Consider the following 16,937-nt stretch of genomic DNA (forward strand, 5'->3'; position numbering starts at 1 on the left):
ACCCCTTCGGACTCGCTCCCGGCAATGACTCTTGCGCCATATATCGGGCGGTGAAAGTGCCTCGCCCCTAGATATAGCGGGGGCGGAAACGCAGCGTCTCGCCGAAGCCCGGCACGACGAAACGCTTAGAATCTACGGCCAGTTCGGCCATCGCCGCATCGAGGTCCCCGGCCGGCGCGTCGATGGATTCCGGGGTCAGCTGGAAGGTGCCGAAGTGCATCGCGACGCTCTGCCGCGCTTGCAGGTCCCGATGCGCCTGCACGGCGTCCATCGGGTTCATGTGCTGGGCGGCCATGAACCAGCGCGGCTCGTAGGCGCCGATGGGCAGCAGCGCGACATCGATGGGGCCGAAGCGGTCCGCGATCTGCCGGAAATGGGGGCAATAGCCGGTGTCACCCGCGAAATAGACGGTGACGCCCGGCGCCTCGATCACGAATCCGCCCCACAGCGTCCTGCGCCGGTCGAAGGGGCGGCGCGCCGACCAGTGCTGCGCCGGCACGAAGGTGATGCGCGTGCCCTCCGGCCCCTCCAGCCCATCCCACCAGTCCAGCTCGTTTACCGCGTCGAAGCCGGCCCGGCGCATCGCCCGCCCGTTGCCGAGCCCCGTCACCGCCTGCGGCACGCCGCGCTCGCGCGCCAGCCGGCGCAGTGACGGGGCGTCGAGATGGTCGTAGTGATTGTGGCTGAGCAGGACGGCGTCCACCGGCGGCAGGTCGTCCATCCGCACCGCCGGCGCCCGCGCCCGCTTCGGCCCCAACCGCCCGAACGGCCCGGCGTGGTCGGAGAAGACCGGGTCGGTCAGGAAGGTGGCGCCGCCGACCTGGATCAGAAAGGTGACGTGCCCGATGAAGGTCAGTGCCACCTCGCCCACCGCGAGCGACGGAATGGGCGGGACGCCCGGCTGCACCGGTGGGGGCGGCGTCCAGCGCGGGGCCTTCTTCGAGGCCTTGTAGAGGCCCCACAGGTCGCGCAGGCCCTTGTCGGTATCCGCGTGCGGGTTGAAGAAGCGCTTGCCGTCCCAGTGGTCGGACGGGACGGCGGGAAACGGGGTGTGGGAATCGTCGCGGGGCATGGCCGAAAGGTGGGGGTGGACGGGCGCCGTGGCTAGACCTTATCCGTCCGGCGCGTGCGGCCAAATGGCATAAAAGGTTGCGGGGAAAACTGTGCGCAGAACGGAAAGTACGATAATAAAGCATTGAAAGCGTTGCGTTTTTGCCGTGCCGCCATGCAATAACAGCGCATAGGGTATTTGGTATACCAGTGTATAGTCCTCTCATCAGCGAACGATGGAGATCACCATGAACAGCTCGACCTTCTCCCAGATCGGCACCGAACGCGTCCAGCCCGCCGTTGCCCAGCCCACTGCCGCCCAGGTCGTGCGCGAGTTCGTGACCGCCTGGTTCCACGCCACCCCCGTCTATCTGGTCTACAAGGCCATCACCACCCGCTGAGCGGCTGGTCTTACGGAGTGGGGGCGGCCATCCCCGCGATGACCGCGCCGCCCTCCGCCGTCGTCCCTCTTCAGCTTTCCGGCGGAAAATTCCGCCGCCAGACCGGCGCCAGGTCCGGCAGTGACAACACCCGGTCCGCCACCGCCGACAGTCTCTGACAGTTCTCCGCGAACCACGCGCGGCGCGGGCGCCAATGCACCATCGCCCCGACGTAGATGTCGAGCGCCGAGAAGCCTTCCCCCAGCACCCATGGGCCGACCACGGCCACCGCCTCGAACTCCCGCCACAGGCGTTGTCGGTGGGCGAGGGTCGACGCGCGCAGGTCGTCCGGCGCGTTCGCGGCCCAGCGCTCCGGATAGTCGCCGTAGGTGAAGGTTGGGTAGACGTTCGCGACCATCCAAACCAGCCAGCGCAGGAAGCCCGCCCGTTCCCGCGTGCCGGGCGGGGGCGCCAGCCCGGCCTGCGGGTGGCGTTCGGCCAGCAGGAGCGCGATGGCTGCGCTTTCCGTCATCACCGTGCCGTCGGGCAGCACCAGCGCCGGCACTTGGGCCAGTGGGTTCACCGCCACCAGCCGATCGCGCGCCGGGCCGTCGCGGTCGAAGCCGTCCACGTCCTCGAACCGGAACGGCGCGCCGCAGCGGGTCAGCATCGCCTCGACGAGCACGGAGCCCCAGCCGGGAACCCCGTACAGCGTGTAATCCTCAGCCATTCCCCGCCCCCTGGTCGGCTTTGGCGGCCAGCGTCCAGAAGGCCTCCGCCGCCGGGCTCTGGCGGGCGCGGGGGCGGAACAGCCGCACCTCCACGGCGATGTCCCACTCCGGCCCGCCGGCCCGCGCCAGGGCGCCCTGGGCCAGATCCTCGGCGATCAGGCTTTCCGGCAACCACGCCACGCCGCGCCCGTCGCGGGCGAGCGTGCGCAGCACCGCCGCCAGATGGGAGGTGAACACCGTTTCCAGCCGCAACGGCACGGGGAATCCGGCACGCGCCGCCGCGACGATGCGGCCCATGCCGGATTCCGGGCTGTAGGCCAGATGGGGCAGGGCACCGTCGGACAGCCCGTGGAGCGGCCCCCCGTCCGCGCGCACGGCCGTCACCGGAACCAGCACGTCCTCTCCGACGCGGGCGGAGCGGAAGGCGGCACCCTCCAACCGGGAGGGGGCGGCCGGATGGTGGTGGCACAGCAGGAACTGCGTCTGGCCCTGTAGCATCACCTGCTCGCAAGCCTGCATGCTGTCGGAGACGAGGTGGATGGCGCCCAGCCGCGCCTGACCCTCCAGCCGGCGCAGCCATTGCGGGAAGAAGGTCAGCGACAGCGCGTGGGTGGCCGCGAAGCGCAGGGTCGCGGCGGCAACCTCCCCGGCCATGCGGGCCTCCTCCCGTCCTTGCAGGATGCGGCGCACCGTCTCGTCCGCGAAGGGGCGGAAGCGGCGCCCGGCCTCGGTCAGGCCGACCGGCTGCGTCGTCCGATCGAAGAGCGGCGTGCCCACCCAGTCCTCCAGCGCGCGGATGCGGCGGCTGAAGGCCGGCTGCGTCAGGTGGCGCCCCTCCGCCGCGCGGGAAAAGTTCCCGCAGTCGGCGAGCGCCAGGAAGTCTTCAAGCCACGTCAGTTCCACGCCAGATCAGGTCCATCCGTCATGCCGAACGCGCATCACGCGATTTGAAACCGGCATTGGCCGCGCGATGCCGTCCGCCCCTATGGTCCGCCCAAGCATAGAGGGAGGAAACGCCGTGCGCATCGTGGAGATCCGGGAAAAGACTGTTGGCATCAAGTCCGACATCGCCAACGCCTACATCGACTTCAGCCAGATGACCTGCAGCGTCGTCGCTGTGGTGACCGATGTGGTGCGCGACGGCAAGCCGGTGATCGGCTACGGATTCAACTCCAACGGGCGCTATGGGGCCGGCGGGCTGATGCGGGAGCGCTTCATCCCCCGCCTGATGTCCGCCGCCCCCGACAGCCTGATTGACGAGGCCGCCGACAACCTGGACCCGTTCCGGATCTGGGCGCGGCTGATGACCAACGAGAAGCCGGGCGGCCATGGCGAGCGCTCCGTCGCGGTCGGCACCATCGACATGGCGGTGTGGGACGCCGTGGCGAAGATCGCCGGCAAGCCGCTGTATCGCCTGCTCGCCGACCGCTACCGGGGCGGGGTCGCGGACGAGTCGGTGTGGGTCTACGCGGCCGGCGGCTACTACTACCCCGGCAAGGGAGTGGAGGCGCTCCAGGCCGAAATGCGCAGCTACCGCGACCGCGGCTACAAGGTCGTGAAGATGAAGATCGGCGCCACCTCGCTGGACGACGACCTGCGCCGCATCGAGGCGGTGCTGGAGGTGGTCGGCGACGGGCAGAACCTGTGCGTGGACGCCAACGGCCGCTTCGACCTGAAGACCGCCATCGCCTACGCGGAGGCGCTGAAGCCCTACGACCTGTTCTGGTACGAGGAGGCCGGCGACCCGCTGGATTACGCACTCCAGGCGGAACTGGCGAAGCACTACGACAAGCCCATGGCGACCGGCGAGAACCTGTTCAGCCACCAGGACGCCCGCAACCTGATCCGCCACGGCGGCATGCGCCCCGACCGCGACTGGCTGCAATTCGACTGCGCCTTGAGCTACGGCCTCGTGGAGTACCTGCGCACGCTGGACATGCTGGCGGAGAACGGCTGGTCCAGCCGCCGCGTCGTCCCGCACGGCGGGCACCAGATGTCCCTGAACATCGCCGCCGGTCTGCATCTGGGCGGCAACGAGTCCTACCCGGACGTCTTCAAGCCCTTCTGCGGCTTCGCCGACAGCATCGCCGTGGAGGACGGCCGCGTCCGCCTGCCGAACCTTCCGGGCATCGGCTTCGAGGACAAGGCGGAACTGTTCGCCGTCATGCGCGACGCGCTGGAGACCGGCGTCTGACCCCTTGGCGTAATCCTGTACGGGCGGTAGAGGCCGTTGACCGGGTCCCCCGGACCCCACACATGGAGTTCTCGGGTTCAACAAATCGGAAAGGAGGTGATCCAATGTCTCATGGAGCCAAGCCGGTTGCCGCGCTGTTCGGTCTCGCCGCTCTCCTGACGGCTGGGATCGCCCAAGCGGATTGCTCGGCCAACCATGGCCAGAGCGCCAGCACCCAGAAGCCGGCCAGCGACACCGTCGCCACCGGCACGAAGGCGCCGAGCAGCACGCGCGGCTAACACCCGGCCGCCCATGTCCAAAACGCCATGTCCAGAACGGGCCGTTCCCCTTGACGGGGGAGCGGCCCGTTTCTTATGTGCGTCCGGCGTAGGCTTGCCATTGCGTCCTTTGGCCGCAGTTCATCGGATATCCCTTGCGCGGGTGGGGTCGCACGCGGTACACCGCAAATGAGAATAACTCTCATTACTGGATCGTGCCGATGCCAGCCTCCCCGCCGCTCCGTTCCCGCACCCGCTCCATTCTCGTTGCCGGCGTGATGGGCGCCGCGCTGGCCGGCGCCGCGTCCGTGGCGATTTCCGCGCAGCGCGCAGGCGCGCCGGAGGCCGCACCGGCCGATCCCGCCTACTACGCCCGGCCCGCCGCCGTGCCCTTCCCGGTGACGAACGGCTATTCGGCGGCGAAGGCCGCACTGGGCGAGCGACTGTTCCACGACACCGCCCTGTCCGGGGCCGGCGACCGCGCCTGCGCCTCCTGCCACGAGCCGGGCAAGGGCTTCCAGGACGGGCGCGCGCGGGCCGACGGGCTGGACGGCGCGCCGCTCGGCCGTCGCACGCCCTTCGTCGCCGACGCCGCCTGGGGCGAGCGCTTCTTCTGGGACGGCCGCGCCGCCAGCCTGGAGGAACAGGCGCTCGGCCCCGTCCAGAACCCGCGCGAGATGAACCAGACGCTGGACGGCATGGTGAAGGCGATCTCGGCCAAGCCCGACTACGCCCCGCTGTTCGCCGCCGCCTTCCCGGAGGATCCGCGCATCACCGCGGCCAACGCCGGCAAGGCCATCGCCACCTTCGAGCGCACCATCCAGTCCGGCGAGACCGCCTTCGACCGCTGGGTCGCCGGCGACGCCAAGGCGCTGTCCGACGGCGCCAAGCGCGGGTTCGAGCTGTTCACGGGCAAGGCCGGCTGCGCATCCTGCCATTCCGGCTGGGGCTTCACCGACCATGCCTTCCACGACATCGGCCTGCCGGACGAGGACAAGGGCCGTGGCGTCATCCTGAACGAACCCAGCGTCGACCACGCCTTCAAAACGCCAAGCCTGCGCAACGTCGGCCGCCGGGCACCCTACATGCACGACGGCTCAATGGCGACGCTGGAGGCGGTGCTCGACCACTACGCCGGCAAGTATGTAGACCGGCCGACCCTGTCGCCCGACCTGCCGCGCCTGACCCTGACGGCGGAGGAGAAGGCCGACCTGCTGGCCTTCCTGCGCAGCCTGGACGCCACCGGCCCGGCCCCGGCCTTCAAGCCGGAAGCGCCAGCCGCCATTGCGATGGCCTCTGTTGCAATGGCTGCGGCCGCACCAGCGGGCGAGCCGCCGGTGATCGGCCAGAAGGGCAAGCGCTTTAGCATGGCCGAACTGCGGCTGCACCCCGGCCAGACCCTGAAGGTCCAGAACGACGACATCCGCGAGCACAACGTCCGCTACGAGCTGAACGGCAAGGAGTTCAACAGCGGCGTCCAGGATCCGGGGCAGAGCGCGCTGATCCCCTTCCCGGAACCGGGCCGCTATCACGTCTTCTGCGGCATTCACCCGAAGATGAAGCTGGACGTGGATGTCGCGGCAAATTGACGCTGGGGTAATAAGCTTACGAATGACTTGAAAGGATTGGAAGGAAGCGGCGTCTCCCGTGTGAAAATTTTGCAGTGTGGAAAGCTTGCCTCTTGTGACGCGGCGGTTGTGGCGGGAATATGGGTGCCTCTTTCGATAGCGGCACCCGACGCTGCACCAAAAAGCACCGATACAGCGAACAAGAGGCTTCCATGCGTCACGACACCGGCCACGCCCATTCCCATTCCGAAGGCCACGACTGCTGCGGCGCGCCGCAGCACAACTCCCGCCGCTCCTTCCTGAAGATCGCGTCGCTGGGCGCTGGCGCCATGCTGCTGGCCCCAGTGATCCCCGGCAAGGCCCGCGCCGCCGGCAACGTCGAGGCGCTTCTGCTCTCCTGCATGGACTACCGTCTGGTGGACGACATCGTCCGCTACATGGACGGGCGCGGCCTGACCAACAACTACGACCACGTCATCCTGGCCGGCGCCTCGCTGGGCGCCCTGACCGACAAGAAGAAGGCCTGGGGCGAGGCCTTCTGGGACCATGTGGACGTCGCCAAGCAGCTGCACCACATCCACAAGGTGATCGTCATGGATCACCGCGACTGCGGCGCCTACCGCGTCTTCCTGGGCCAGGACCTGAAGGACGACAAGGACAAGGAAACCGCCGTCCACGCGGAGCAGCTGCGCACGCTCGCGGCCATGATCAAGCAGAAGCACCCGGACCTGGAAGTCGAACTGCTGCTGATGTCGCTGGACGGGTCGGTCGAGCCGGTCGCGCTGGCGTAAGTTCGGTTCCCTCTCCCCTCTGGGGAGAGGGTTAGGGTGAGGGGGATCACGGGGGACCGGGGTGTTCGGCAGATGCCGGACCCCCTCACCCCGACCCTCTCCCCAGAGGGGAGAGGGAGTGAGCCTCACTCCGCCGGGTTCACAACCCCGTTCGGCAGAGCCTCCCGCTTCGCCTTCTCCCGCGCCGGACCCTTCACCCGGAACCAGGCGGCGTAGAGCGCCGGCAGGAAGAAGATCGTCAGCACGGTGGCGCCCGTCAGGCCGCCCATGATGGCGACGGCCATGGGACCCCAGAAGGCGCTGCCGGCCAGCGGGATCATGGCGAGGATGGCCGCCGCCGCCGTCAGGGCGATGGGGCGGGCGCGGCGCACGGTCGCCTCGATGATGCCGTCCCAGCGGGACCGGCCCTGGCGCACGTCCTGCTCGATCTGGTCCACCAGGATGACCGAGTTGCGCATGATGATGCCGGCCAGCGCGATGACGCCCAGCATGGCGACGAAGCCGAAGGGCAGGTTGAACAGCAGCAGCGACGCCGTCACCCCGATCAGCCCCAGCGGCGCCGTCAGCAGAACCATGATGACGCGCGAGAAGCTCTGCAGCTGCAGCATCAGCGCCGTCACCATGATCAGCAGCATCAGCGGCAGCATGGCGGCGATGGAGTCCTGGCCCTTGGCGCTTTCCTCGATGGCGCCGCCCATGGCGATGGCGTAGCCGGCCGGCAGCGTGGCGCGCAACGCCGCGAACTCCGCGTCCAGCTGCGTGCTGACCACCGGGGCCTGGATGCCGCCGGTCACGTCGCCCTTGACGGTCATGGTCGTCTCGCGGGCGCGGCGCCACAGCACCGGCTCCTCAAGCTCGTACTTTACGGTCGCGACCTGGGACAGCGGCACGGCGTCGCCGCGGCCGGTGCGGATGGTCAGCTCGCCCAGCCGCGACAGGTCCAGCCGCTCCTCCGGCGTGGTGCGCAGGACGACGCCGATCAGTTCGGTGCCCTCACGGTACTGGGTCAGCGCCATGCCGTTCAGCAGCAGTTGCAGCGCGTTCGACAGGTCCTGCTTGGAGATGCCGAGCGCCCGCGCCTTGGCCGTGTCCACCTCCAGCCGGACGCGCTTGGACAGCTCGTCCCAGTCCAGATGGACGTTCGCCATGTTCGGGTGGGCGCGCATGCGGTCGCGCAGATCGTAGGCGATCCTGCGGATGGTCGCCGGGTCGTCGCCGGTGACGCGGAACTGCACCGGATAGCCGACGGGCGGGCCGTTCTCCAGCCGGCTGATGCGCACGCGCGCCGCCGGGAAGTCGGTCTCCAGACGTTTTTCCAGCGCGGTCAGGACATGCTCACGCTCCTCCAGCCCCTTGGTCATGACCATGAACTGGGCGAAGTTGCTGTTCTGCAACTGCTGGTCCAGCGGCAGGTAGAAGCGCGGGGAGCCGCCGCCCGTGTAGGCCGCCCAGTAATCCACGTTGGGGTCGGCGGCGAGCAGCGCCTCCATCTTGCGCACCTCGGCGCTGGTCGCCTCGAAGGAGGAACCTTCAGCGAGGCGGATGTCCACCAGCAGCTCCGGCCGGCTGGCGCTGGGGAAGAACTGCTGCTGCACGAAGCCGAAGCCGACCAGCGCCGCGAAGAAGGCGCCGACGGTCACGGCGATGGTGACCCAGCGGGCGCGCACGCAGGCCTCCACCATCCGGCGCAGGATGCGGTAGCCGCGCGTGTTGTAGATGTCCAGTTCCTCGCCGTGATGATGGACGTGCTTGGGCTGGGGCAGCAGGATGAAGCCCAGATAGGGCGTGAAGATCACCGCCACGATCCAGGACAGCAGCAGCGACAGACCAACCACCCAGAAGATGGCGTTGGTGTATTCGCCCGCCGCCGACGCGGCGAGGCCCACCGGCACGAAGCCCGCCGCCGTCACGACGGTGCCGGTCAGCATGGGGAAGGCGGTGGAGGTGTAGGCGAAGGCGCCGGCCTTCATCCGGTCCCAGCCCTGCTCCATCTTCACCACCATCATCTCCACCGCGATGATGGCGTCGTCCACCAGCAGGCCCAGCGCGATGATGAGCGCGCCCAGAGAGATGCGGTGCAGGTCGATGCCCAGCACCTGCATGGCGACCAGCGTCAGCGCCAGCACCAGCGGCACGGCCAGCGCCACGACGATGCCGGTGCGCCAGCCCAGGCTGACGAGGCTGACCAGGATGACGATGCCCAACGCCTCCGCCAGCGATTCCATGAACTCGCCGACCGAATGCTCGACCACCTGCGGCTGGTCGGCGATCTGCGCCACGTCCAGCCCGACCGGCAGCGAGCCCTGGATCTTCGCCATCTCGGCCTTCAGCGCCTCGCCCAGATGCAGGACGTTGCCGCCCTTCGCCATGACGACGCCCAGCCCCACCGCCTCGCGCCCCTTGTAGCGCAGCGTGTACTGGCGCGGCTCCACATAGCCGCGCTTCACCTCGGCCACGTCGCCGATGGTCAGCATGCGTCCGCCCGTCTCCACGGGGATGGCGCGCACCTTCTCCGCCGTGTCGAGGCCGAGGTCCACGCGCACGAAGACGCGCTGCGACCCGGTGTCCACGTCGCCCGCCGCCGCGATGGCGTTCTCGCGCTGGAGCGCCTGGATCACCGATTCCACGGGCAGGCCGAAGCTGGCGAGCCGCTGGCTGGAGATCTCGACGAAGACGCGCTCCTCCTGCGGGGCGATCAGCTCCACCTTCTCCACGTCGCGCAGGCGCAGCAGCTTGGCGCGCACGTCCTCCGCGACCTTCTTCAGCTGGGCGGGGGTGAAGTCCTCGCCCATAAAGCCGTAGATGGCGGAATAGACGTCGCCGAACTCGTCGTTGAAGGAGGGGCCGATCACGCCGTCCGGCAGGGTGTAACGGATATCGCCCACCTTCTTGCGGACCTGATACCAGAGGTCGGCGACCTTGCGCGGCGGCGTGCTGTCCTTCAGCTGCAGGAAGATCACCGACTCGCCGGGCTTGGAATAGCTGCGGGCGAAGTCGTAGTAGGGGACCTCCTCCAGCTTCTTCTCGATGCGGTCGGTGACGAACTGCTCCACCTCGCGCGCGGTGGCGCCGGGCCAGGTGGTGCGGATGGTCATCACCTTGAAGGTGAAGGACGGATCCTCCGCCCGGCCCAGATTGACGTAGGCGAGCGCGCCGGCCAGAACGCTGGCCAGGATGAAGAACAGCACCAGCGTGCGGTTCGACAGCGCCCAGGCGGACAGGTTGTTCTTGTGCTTTACATTCATGGTGGGGCCGCTCATCGCGCCGGCTCCGTCCAGATGCGCACCGGCTGCCCGGCGTCCAGCTTGTGCACGCCGGCGGTGACGACGCGCTCCCCGTCCTTCAGCCCGCCCGCGACGACGGCAAGGTCGCCGGCGTAGGCCAGGACGGCGACGGGGCGCAGCTCCAGCCGGTCGCCGGTCTCGCCGGCCACCACCCAGACGGCGGTGTCCTTGTCCCTCTGTGTAACAGCGGTCAGGGGCAAGCGGGCGACCATGCCGCCGCGCTCAAACCGGGTGATGAGGGTCGCGGTCATGCCCAGCTGCACCGACGGCGGCGGGTCCTTCAGCGTGACGCGCGCCTGATAGGTGCGGGTGCCGGGGTCGGCGCTGGGCGCCACTTCGCGCAGGGTTCCGGCGATCTGAAGGCCGGGCTGCGCCCACAACTCGACCGACAGCCGGCGTTGCGGCAGGGTGGCAAGCTGCTGTTCGGGGATGTTGGCGACGGCCTCCACCTCGCCCAGACGGGCGACGCGGAAGGCGGGCTGGCCCTGGGCGACCACCTGTCCGGGCTCTGCCAGCACGGCGGTGACGACGCCGGGGCCGTCGGCCAGCAGGGTCGTGTACTGGACCGAGTTGTTCAGGACGCGCAACTGCGCCTCGATCTCGCGGACCTTGGCCTCGGCCTTGTCCAGGGCGGTCTTGCGGCGGTCGTATTCCTGGCGGGTGGTCCACTCGCCCTGTTTCAGCTTCGAATAGCGCTCGAAGTCGGAGCGCGCGTTGGCGGCATCGGCCTTGGCGGAGGCGAGCTGCGCCTGGGTGGCGCGCGTCTGAAGCTCGATGTCGGCGGGGTCCAGCCGGGCCAGCGGCGTACCGCGCTCCACCCGAGCGCCGACCTCCACCAGACGGGCGACCACCTTGCCGCCGACTCGGAAGCCGACGTCGGCCTCGATTCGCGGGCGGATCACGGCGGGGTAGCGGACAGTCTCGTCGGCCGGTTCCAGCGCCACGGTGGCAACGCGCACCGGCCGTGGTTCGGGCGCCGCGGCGCTGTTGCCTTCCTTGCAGCCGGTCAGCGCCGACGTCCCGAGCAGCAGCGCCAAAACCACGCCGCGCGACCCCAACCGCCGAATCATGACCTCTCTCCCGACTGGACTGGACTGTACCGTACTGATAAACTCCTAGGCCGAGGCCACGGCGCCGTCAAGAGTGAACGATACAGTTCAGTGCAGATGTCCACAGAGCCAATTGCCGCACCCCCGTCCCCGCCGAAGCCGGATCCCAAGACCGACCCCAAAACGGAACGGATCCTGGCCGCGTCGAAGGAGACGTTCCTGGAACTGGGCTACGCCGCGACGTCCATGGATCTCGTGGCGCAACGGGCGCGTGTGTCGAAGACCACACTTTATACCCGTTTTCCCTCCAAGGAGGAGTTGTTCGTCGCCACCATCCACGCGGAGTGCGAACAGCGGGGGATGCGCTTCACGCCCGACGCCTTCGACGGGATGGCGCTGGAGGAGGCGCTGCGCTGCGCCGGCCGCCGGTTCGTCGACCTGATCTGGTCGCGGGAGGCGATGAAGGTTCACCAGATCGTGCTGGGGGAAGCGGCGCGCTTTCCGGAACTGGCGCAGCTCTATTTCCAGGCCGGGCCGGAAAAGGGCATAGATTGCTTCACGGCCCTGTTCGAGCGGCTGGTCCAGCGCGGTCTGGCCGACATCGAGGAGCCGGCCTTCGCCGCCATTCAGTTCCTCGCCGCCTTGCAGGGCGGCTCGCACTGCGCGCTGGAACTGGGCCTGTGCGACTTCCCGCCGGACGAGGAGCGCGACGCCTTCGTGCGCAAGGCCGTCGCCCTGTTCGTGCGCGGGATCGGCCCCGGCCGCTAAGCGGCCGCTCCCCCTACGCCGGGTTCATTGGGGTTGCCGGATCGGCGGGCGGCTCCCGAGGGTCGGCCGGTGCTGCGGGCACCGGTGGCTCGTTCCGTCCTTCGTCCTGATCATCCTCCTCCGGCTGCCGGCCGAGGCAGGAGCCGTCCGGGCGGGCGAAGCCGGTGGAGCGACCGGTGGCGAACCGGACGGTGGAATCGGCCACTGCGGACGGTGTTGTGGGCGGCATGGGCGCTCTCCGGGCTCGGTGCTTTCCCCTCAACCGGCCGGACCGCCAAGCGTCGCGGCCGCCTCAACGGGGCGCCGGATTCCGGAGCCTTGCCTTTCGGCCATGACGGACAAGCTCTTTGCGAAGCGCCGGCCCCGATTGTCCCCGCCTGCATCGTCACACGCGATTTCCGAGACTCCATCAAGGAGGCGGCCCTCAACGGCCGAGAAAAGCATGCGTCGCCATCGCCGCGCCAAAATCGTCGCCACGGTCGGTCCGGCCAGCAACACGCCCGAGATGCTGAAGCGTCTGTTCCTGGCCGGCGTCGACACCTTTCGGCTGAACTTCAGCCACGGAACGCACGACGACCACGCCAAGGTGCACGCCGCCGTCCGCGCGCTGGAGGCCGAGGTCGGTCGGCCCATCGGCATTTTGCAGGATTTGCAGGGGCCGAAGATCCGCGTCGGCACGATCCGGGACGGCAAGATCACCGTCAAGTCCGGCGAGACGATCCGCTTCGTGCTGTCGGGCAACGACGGCGACAAGGACGCCATCCCGCTGCCCCATCCGGAAATCTTCGCGGCGGTCATGCCGGGGCACAACCTGCTGATCGACGACGGGCGCGTGCGCGTGGAGGTCACCGGGCTCGGCGACGACCACATCGACGCGAAGGTTCTCTTCGGCGGCGTGATCTCCAACCGCAAGGGCGTCAACCTGCCCAACACGGTGCTGGAGCTGTCGCCGCTGACCGCGAAGGACCGCGATGATCTGGCTTTCGGGCTCGACCTCGGCGTCGATTGGGTGGCGATGTCCTTCGTGCAGAAGCCGGCCGACCTGCTGGAGGCGCGCGGGCTGATCGGCGACCGCGCCGGCCTGATGTCAAAGATCGAGAAGCCGGCGGCGCTGGACCGCATCGACGACATCATCCGCCTGTCCGACGCGGTGATGGTCGCTCGCGGCGACCTGGGCGTCGAGATCCCGCACGAGGAGGTGCCCGGCCGCCAGAAGGAGCTGGTGCGCGCCTGTCGTCTGGCCGTGAAGCCGGTGATCGTGGCGACGCAGATGCTCGATTCCATGGTCAACGCCCCAACCCCGACGCGGGCCGAGGCGTCGGACGTGGCGACGGCCATCTACGACGGCGCCGACGCGGTCATGCTGTCGGCCGAATCGGCGTCCGGCGCCTATCCGGCGGAGGCGGTGACGATGATGGACCGCATCATCCGCAGCACGGAGCAGCACAAGCTCTACCGCTCGATCATCGACGCCTCCGCGCCGGGGGAGGAGCAGACCGCCGCGCACGCGGTCGCCGCCGCGGCGGCCGATCTGGCGGAGGTCATCCACGCCGCGGCGATCGTGGCCTTCACCTCCAGCGGCACGACGGCGGCGCGCATCGCCCGCAAGCGTCCGCCCGTGCCCATCCTGGCGATTACGCCGCACGGCGCGGTGTCCCGCCGCCTGTGCCTGCTGTGGGGCGCCCACAGCGTCCCGTCGGAGGACATCCACACCTACGAGGAGATGGTGGAGCGCGCCACCCGCATCGCGCAGTCGGAGGGCTTCGCGCAGCCCAACGACTTCATGGTCGTGGTGGCCGGCATCCCCTTCGCCCAGGCGGGGACGACCAACAATCTGCGCGTGATCCAGCTGGGCAAGACCTGAGCCGAGCCCCCGTGAAGTCCCCGGACCTCACGCCCCCTTGAGCTGGTTGAGGCTGGCCGCGGCAACATGCCCAAGCCAGACCGAAATCATGCACAGCACGACGGAGAGCACGACGTTCCACCCCGCCTGGAACCACTCGCCGTCCTGCATCAGCCCAAGCGTCTGGAGCGAGAAGGACGAAAAGGTCGTGTAACCCCCGCAGATGCCGGTCATCACGAAGATCCGGGCGTCCGACGGGACGAAGAGGCGGCCGTCCGGGCCGGTCAGCGTGGCGGTGAAGCCGATGACGAAGCTTCCGGCGACGTTCACCACCAGGGTGCCCCAGGGGAAGGTCTGCCCGACGGCGTTGGCGACCAGACCGGAACACCAGAAGCGGGCAACGCTGCCGATCGCGCCGCCGAGGGCGACCAGGCTGTAGGTCAGGAACATGCTCGTCTCGTGATGGGCGTGGTTGGCCCGGGGTGGTTGGACCGGATGGACGCAGGGCCACGGCAAGAACCGGGAACGGAGGGGTTCAGGCGACTCCCGCCACGGGCATGCGCGGCAGGAGGCGCCATCCCTCGCGGGCGGTGTGGGGAGGGTACACAAGTCCGCCCGGGAATCAACCGCTCGCATAGCTCCGGGTGTGGCGGGTTGAGAGACTGTGAGATGTTGGACGAAGACCTTCCGTCGTCATCCCCGCGAAGGCGGGGATCCAGAAAGCTCCGCACATAAGTGCTTGAACAGACTGGATCCCCGCCTTCGCGGGGATGACGGAATGAGAGAGGAAGGGCTCCGCAAAACCGTATTTGTCAGGTCAGGCGGGTCGGTTCGCGGATGGTTTCCTCCCCATACTGGAGCACCTGGACCTTTTCCAGCGTCACCAGACCGCTCTTCATCATGCCGTCGAGGACCGGCAGGAAGCCGTTCACCTTGTCCTCGCTGTCGACGATCTCGACGACGAGCGGAAGATCCTGGGAAAGCCGGAGGATCTTGGTGGTGTGCACCCGGCTGGAGTGGCCGAACCCCATGGCGCCGCGCAGCACCGTCGCACCGGCGAGGTGCATCTCGCGCGCCTTCATGACGATGCATTCGTAGAGCGGCTTGCCGTCGTGGCGGTCGTCTTCGCCGATGAAGATCCGCAGCAGCACCGCGTTTTTCGGAACGGTCATGGTGGCGCCCTCCCCATTGCCTGAGAGCCTTCCGTCCATATGGGGTCGGCGGCGGCTCAAAGCAGCGTCAGCTGGTCGCCCGGCGCCGGCGGCGGCTTGAAATCAGCGCAGTTCAGGTTGGCGTCGCGGGCGTTGAGGCCGAAGCGCTTGCAAGCCAGCTTGAAGCGCTTCGACAGCAGCTCCGCGACCGGGCCGGAGCCCGTCATGCGGTTGCCGAAGCCGGATTTGTACAGCCCTCCGTCCCGGCACTGGCGGATCAGGCTTAGCACCCGCTCCGCCCGGTTCGGCGCGTGGGCGCGCAGCCATTCCTCGAACAGGTCGCCGATCTCCAGCGGCAGCCGCAGCAAGATATAGTTGGCCTGCGTCGCGCCGGCCTCCGCCGCCGCTTGCAGGATCGCCTCCAGTTCGTGGTCGTTCAGCGCGGGGATCATTGGGCTGGCGAGCGCGGCGACCGGCACGCCGGCCTGCGTCAACTCCCGCATGGCGGTAAGGCGCCGGGGTGGCGTGCTGGCCCGTGGCTCCAGCCGGCGCGCCAGATCGCGGTCGAGCGTCGTGAGGGACATGCCGACGTTGACGAGGCCCTTGGCCGCCATCGGCGCCAGGATGTCGAGGTCGCGCAGCACCAGTGCCGACTTCGTGACGATCATCACCGGTTGGTTGAAGTCGCGGCACACCTCAAGGATGCCGCGCGTGATGCGCTGTTCCCGCTCGACGGGCTGGTAGGGGTCGGTGTTGGCACCCAGCGCCAGGGGTGCGCAGCGGTAGGACTTGGCGCGCAGTTCCGCGGCCAGCAGGTCCGCCGCGTTGGCCTTCCGGAAAATTTTCGTCTCGAAGTCCAGGCCGGGGGAGAGGCCGAGGTAGGCGTGGGTCGGGCGGGCGAAGCAGTAAATGCAGGCGTGCTCGCAACCCTTGTAGGGGTTCACCGAGCGGTCGAAAGGGATGTCGGGGGATTGGTTGCGGGTGATGATGGTGCGGCTGCTGTCCACGGACTGGGTGGTGCGCAGCGGGGGAACATCCTCGTCCTCCCAGGTGCGCCAGCCGTCGTCCACGGCGACGCGCGCCTCGCGCTCGTACCGGCCGCTGCGGTTGCTGACCGCCCCGCGTCCCTTGCGGGGCATGTTTGGGAGCGGCACATCGGGCAGTTCGTCCACCATGGCGCAATTCTGGCACGGCAATAGGAACAGATCAAGAACTTGAGCGCGGCCGTTCCCCTGGCCGATCGGCTACCCCCAAATTGTCTCTGCCCCGCCACGGTTGATCGGTGGAAGAAAGACGCGGCCTCCGGCGTTCATCCGGGTAAGAACCGTTTCTTGGAGCTTCCATGTCGCACATCCGCTTCGCTCCCAAGTCCCTCGCCGTCGCGCTGATGGCTGGTCTGGTCGCCCTTTCCGCCGGCGCCGCGCCGGTCCTGGCCGATCCGCCCGACTGGGCGCCGGCCCACGGCTGGCGCGCGAAGCACGGGCATCACCATCACGGCCGCGAGTATTACGAGGACGACGACGAGGTGGTGATCGTCCGCCGCCCGCCCCCGGTCATCATCCGGCAGGCCCCGCCGGTGGTGCATTACGCCCCGGCCCCGATCGTGGTGGAGGAGGAAGAGCCGCCGGTGATCGTGCAGCGCGCGCCGCGCGTCGTCCATCGGGCGCCCGCTCCGGTCGATTGCGGTGGGCCGCTCGACGGCAGTCCGCTCGGGGGCGATCTGGTCGGTGTGCTTGGCGGGGCGGCGGTCGGCGGTCTGGTCGGCTCGCAGTTCGGCCGTGGCGACGGCAAGCTGGCCGCGACGGCCGCCGGCACGCTCGGCGGCGCCATGCTCGGCGGCGCGATGACCCGTGGCGGGGGCTGCTGATCGT

General features: G+C 68.9%; 17 protein-coding genes. 8 read left to right on the top strand and 9 right to left on the bottom strand.

The window, feature by feature from the left end; all coding sequences use genetic code 11:
• Positions 1–67: 67 nt before the first annotated feature.
• Positions 68–1,072 carry an MBL fold metallo-hydrolase gene (locus tag ACSVC7_RS19085; protein ID WP_448206073.1) on the bottom strand — a complete coding sequence of 335 codons (1,005 nt, stop codon included), beginning with the start codon at positions 1,070–1,072 and terminating at the stop codon, positions 68–70.
• A 226-nt stretch (positions 1,073–1,298) separates the two neighbouring features.
• On the opposite strand from ACSVC7_RS19085, the gene ACSVC7_RS19090 reads away from it, so the two are divergent.
• On the top strand, positions 1,299–1,451 hold the full coding sequence (locus ACSVC7_RS19090) for a hypothetical protein (RefSeq protein ID WP_448206074.1): 153 nt from the start codon (positions 1,299–1,301) through the stop codon (positions 1,449–1,451).
• Positions 1,452–1,521: 70 nt separating this feature from the next.
• Here ACSVC7_RS19090 and ACSVC7_RS19095 read toward each other — a convergent pair whose 3' ends face one another.
• Complete coding sequence (locus ACSVC7_RS19095; protein WP_448206075.1) at positions 1,522–2,160, bottom strand: glutathione S-transferase family protein; 639 nt, start codon at positions 2,158–2,160, stop codon at positions 1,522–1,524.
• Positions 2,153–3,064, bottom strand: coding sequence for a LysR family transcriptional regulator (locus ACSVC7_RS19100; protein ID WP_448206076.1), 912 nt, complete (start codon positions 3,062–3,064; stop codon positions 2,153–2,155). The genes ACSVC7_RS19095 and ACSVC7_RS19100 overlap by 8 nt, the downstream gene beginning before the upstream one ends.
• Before the next feature lie 115 nt (positions 3,065–3,179).
• On the opposite strand from ACSVC7_RS19100, the gene ACSVC7_RS19105 reads away from it, so the two are divergent.
• The 4 genes from ACSVC7_RS19105 (at position 3,180) to ACSVC7_RS19120 (ending at position 6,971) form a co-directional block, all read left to right on the top strand.
• The gene (locus tag ACSVC7_RS19105; RefSeq protein WP_448206077.1) at positions 3,180–4,355 is read left to right on the top strand and encodes a mandelate racemase/muconate lactonizing enzyme family protein; all 1,176 of its coding nucleotides are present in this window, start codon (positions 3,180–3,182) and stop codon (positions 4,353–4,355) included.
• Positions 4,356–4,459: 104 nt separating this feature from the next.
• Positions 4,460–4,633, top strand: a complete 174-nt coding sequence (locus ACSVC7_RS19110; RefSeq protein WP_448206078.1) for a hypothetical protein — start codon at positions 4,460–4,462, stop codon at positions 4,631–4,633.
• 200 nt (positions 4,634–4,833) lie between these two features.
• Positions 4,834–6,201: a cytochrome c peroxidase gene (locus ACSVC7_RS19115; protein ID WP_448206079.1), complete on the top strand. Its 1,368-nt coding sequence runs from the start codon at positions 4,834–4,836 to the stop codon at positions 6,199–6,201.
• A gap of 191 nt (positions 6,202–6,392) precedes the next feature.
• The gene (locus tag ACSVC7_RS19120; protein WP_448206080.1) at positions 6,393–6,971 is read left to right on the top strand and encodes a carbonic anhydrase; all 579 of its coding nucleotides are present in this window, start codon (positions 6,393–6,395) and stop codon (positions 6,969–6,971) included.
• Between the two features lie 125 nt (positions 6,972–7,096).
• Here ACSVC7_RS19120 and ACSVC7_RS19125 read toward each other — a convergent pair whose 3' ends face one another.
• Both ACSVC7_RS19125 and ACSVC7_RS19130 read right to left on the bottom strand, forming a co-directional pair.
• On the bottom strand, positions 7,097–10,231 hold the full coding sequence (locus ACSVC7_RS19125) for an efflux RND transporter permease subunit (protein WP_448206081.1): 3,135 nt from the start codon (positions 10,229–10,231) through the stop codon (positions 7,097–7,099).
• The gene (locus tag ACSVC7_RS19130) at positions 10,228–11,325 is read right to left on the bottom strand and encodes an efflux RND transporter periplasmic adaptor subunit (protein ID WP_448206082.1); all 1,098 of its coding nucleotides are present in this window, start codon (positions 11,323–11,325) and stop codon (positions 10,228–10,230) included. Before ACSVC7_RS19130 ends, ACSVC7_RS19125 begins: the two co-directional genes overlap by 4 nt.
• A gap of 96 nt (positions 11,326–11,421) precedes the next feature.
• Between ACSVC7_RS19130 and ACSVC7_RS19135 the strand changes: the two genes are divergently transcribed.
• Complete coding sequence (locus tag ACSVC7_RS19135; RefSeq protein ID WP_448206097.1) at positions 11,422–12,072, top strand: TetR/AcrR family transcriptional regulator; 651 nt, start codon at positions 11,422–11,424, stop codon at positions 12,070–12,072.
• Positions 12,073–12,085: 13 nt separating this feature from the next.
• Here ACSVC7_RS19135 and ACSVC7_RS19140 read toward each other — a convergent pair whose 3' ends face one another.
• Complete coding sequence (locus ACSVC7_RS19140; protein ID WP_448206083.1) at positions 12,086–12,301, bottom strand: hypothetical protein; 216 nt, start codon at positions 12,299–12,301, stop codon at positions 12,086–12,088.
• Between the two features lie 213 nt (positions 12,302–12,514).
• On the opposite strand from ACSVC7_RS19140, the gene pyk reads away from it, so the two are divergent.
• Entirely contained in the window at positions 12,515–13,936 is a 1,422-nt protein-coding gene (gene pyk / locus ACSVC7_RS19145) for a pyruvate kinase (RefSeq protein WP_448206084.1), read from the top strand.
• A 27-nt stretch (positions 13,937–13,963) separates the two neighbouring features.
• Here pyk and crcB read toward each other — a convergent pair whose 3' ends face one another.
• The 3 genes from crcB to ACSVC7_RS19160 form a co-directional block, all read right to left on the bottom strand.
• Positions 13,964–14,359 carry a fluoride efflux transporter CrcB gene (crcB, locus tag ACSVC7_RS19150; RefSeq protein WP_448206098.1) on the bottom strand — a complete coding sequence of 132 codons (396 nt, stop codon included), beginning with the start codon at positions 14,357–14,359 and terminating at the stop codon, positions 13,964–13,966.
• A 368-nt stretch (positions 14,360–14,727) separates the two neighbouring features.
• Positions 14,728–15,087 carry a DUF190 domain-containing protein gene (locus tag ACSVC7_RS19155; RefSeq protein WP_448206085.1) on the bottom strand — a complete coding sequence of 120 codons (360 nt, stop codon included), beginning with the start codon at positions 15,085–15,087 and terminating at the stop codon, positions 14,728–14,730.
• 56 nt (positions 15,088–15,143) lie between these two features.
• A complete protein-coding gene (locus tag ACSVC7_RS19160) occupies positions 15,144–16,241 on the bottom strand; it encodes a PA0069 family radical SAM protein (RefSeq protein ID WP_448206086.1) in 1,098 nt (365 codons plus the stop codon).
• 167 nt (positions 16,242–16,408) lie between these two features.
• Here ACSVC7_RS19160 and ACSVC7_RS19165 point away from each other — a divergent pair, with 167 nt between their 5' ends.
• A complete protein-coding gene (locus ACSVC7_RS19165; protein WP_448206087.1) occupies positions 16,409–16,933 on the top strand; it encodes a glycine zipper 2TM domain-containing protein in 525 nt (174 codons plus the stop codon).
• The last annotated feature ends 4 nt before the right edge of the window (positions 16,934–16,937 follow it).

It is taken from the genome of Azospirillum mesophilum (assembly GCF_053470405.2).

What these genes read in the sequence shown, in the direction of transcription:
- ACSVC7_RS19085 (WP_448206073.1), bottom strand. Translation starts at nt 1,072, where the DNA reads ATGCCCCGCGACGATTCCCACACCCCGTTTCCCGCCGTCCCGTCCGAC.
- ACSVC7_RS19090 (WP_448206074.1), top strand. Translation starts at nt 1,299, where the DNA reads ATGAACAGCTCGACCTTCTCCCAGATCGGCACCGAACGCGTCCAGCCC.
- ACSVC7_RS19095 (WP_448206075.1), bottom strand. Translation starts at nt 2,160, where the DNA reads ATGGCTGAGGATTACACGCTGTACGGGGTTCCCGGCTGGGGCTCCGTG.
- ACSVC7_RS19110 (WP_448206078.1), top strand. Translation starts at nt 4,460, where the DNA reads ATGTCTCATGGAGCCAAGCCGGTTGCCGCGCTGTTCGGTCTCGCCGCT.
- ACSVC7_RS19115 (WP_448206079.1), top strand. Translation starts at nt 4,834, where the DNA reads ATGCCAGCCTCCCCGCCGCTCCGTTCCCGCACCCGCTCCATTCTCGTT.
- ACSVC7_RS19120 (WP_448206080.1), top strand. Translation starts at nt 6,393, where the DNA reads ATGCGTCACGACACCGGCCACGCCCATTCCCATTCCGAAGGCCACGAC.
- ACSVC7_RS19125 (WP_448206081.1), bottom strand. Translation starts at nt 10,231, where the DNA reads ATGAGCGGCCCCACCATGAATGTAAAGCACAAGAACAACCTGTCCGCC.
- ACSVC7_RS19130 (WP_448206082.1), bottom strand. Translation starts at nt 11,325, where the DNA reads ATGATTCGGCGGTTGGGGTCGCGCGGCGTGGTTTTGGCGCTGCTGCTC.
- ACSVC7_RS19135 (WP_448206097.1), top strand. Translation starts at nt 11,422, where the DNA reads ATGTCCACAGAGCCAATTGCCGCACCCCCGTCCCCGCCGAAGCCGGAT.
- ACSVC7_RS19140 (WP_448206083.1), bottom strand. Translation starts at nt 12,301, where the DNA reads ATGCCGCCCACAACACCGTCCGCAGTGGCCGATTCCACCGTCCGGTTC.
- pyk (WP_448206084.1), top strand. Translation starts at nt 12,515, where the DNA reads ATGCGTCGCCATCGCCGCGCCAAAATCGTCGCCACGGTCGGTCCGGCC.
- ACSVC7_RS19155 (WP_448206085.1), bottom strand. Translation starts at nt 15,087, where the DNA reads ATGACCGTTCCGAAAAACGCGGTGCTGCTGCGGATCTTCATCGGCGAA.
- ACSVC7_RS19160 (WP_448206086.1), bottom strand. Translation starts at nt 16,241, where the DNA reads ATGGTGGACGAACTGCCCGATGTGCCGCTCCCAAACATGCCCCGCAAG.
- ACSVC7_RS19165 (WP_448206087.1), top strand. Translation starts at nt 16,409, where the DNA reads ATGTCGCACATCCGCTTCGCTCCCAAGTCCCTCGCCGTCGCGCTGATG.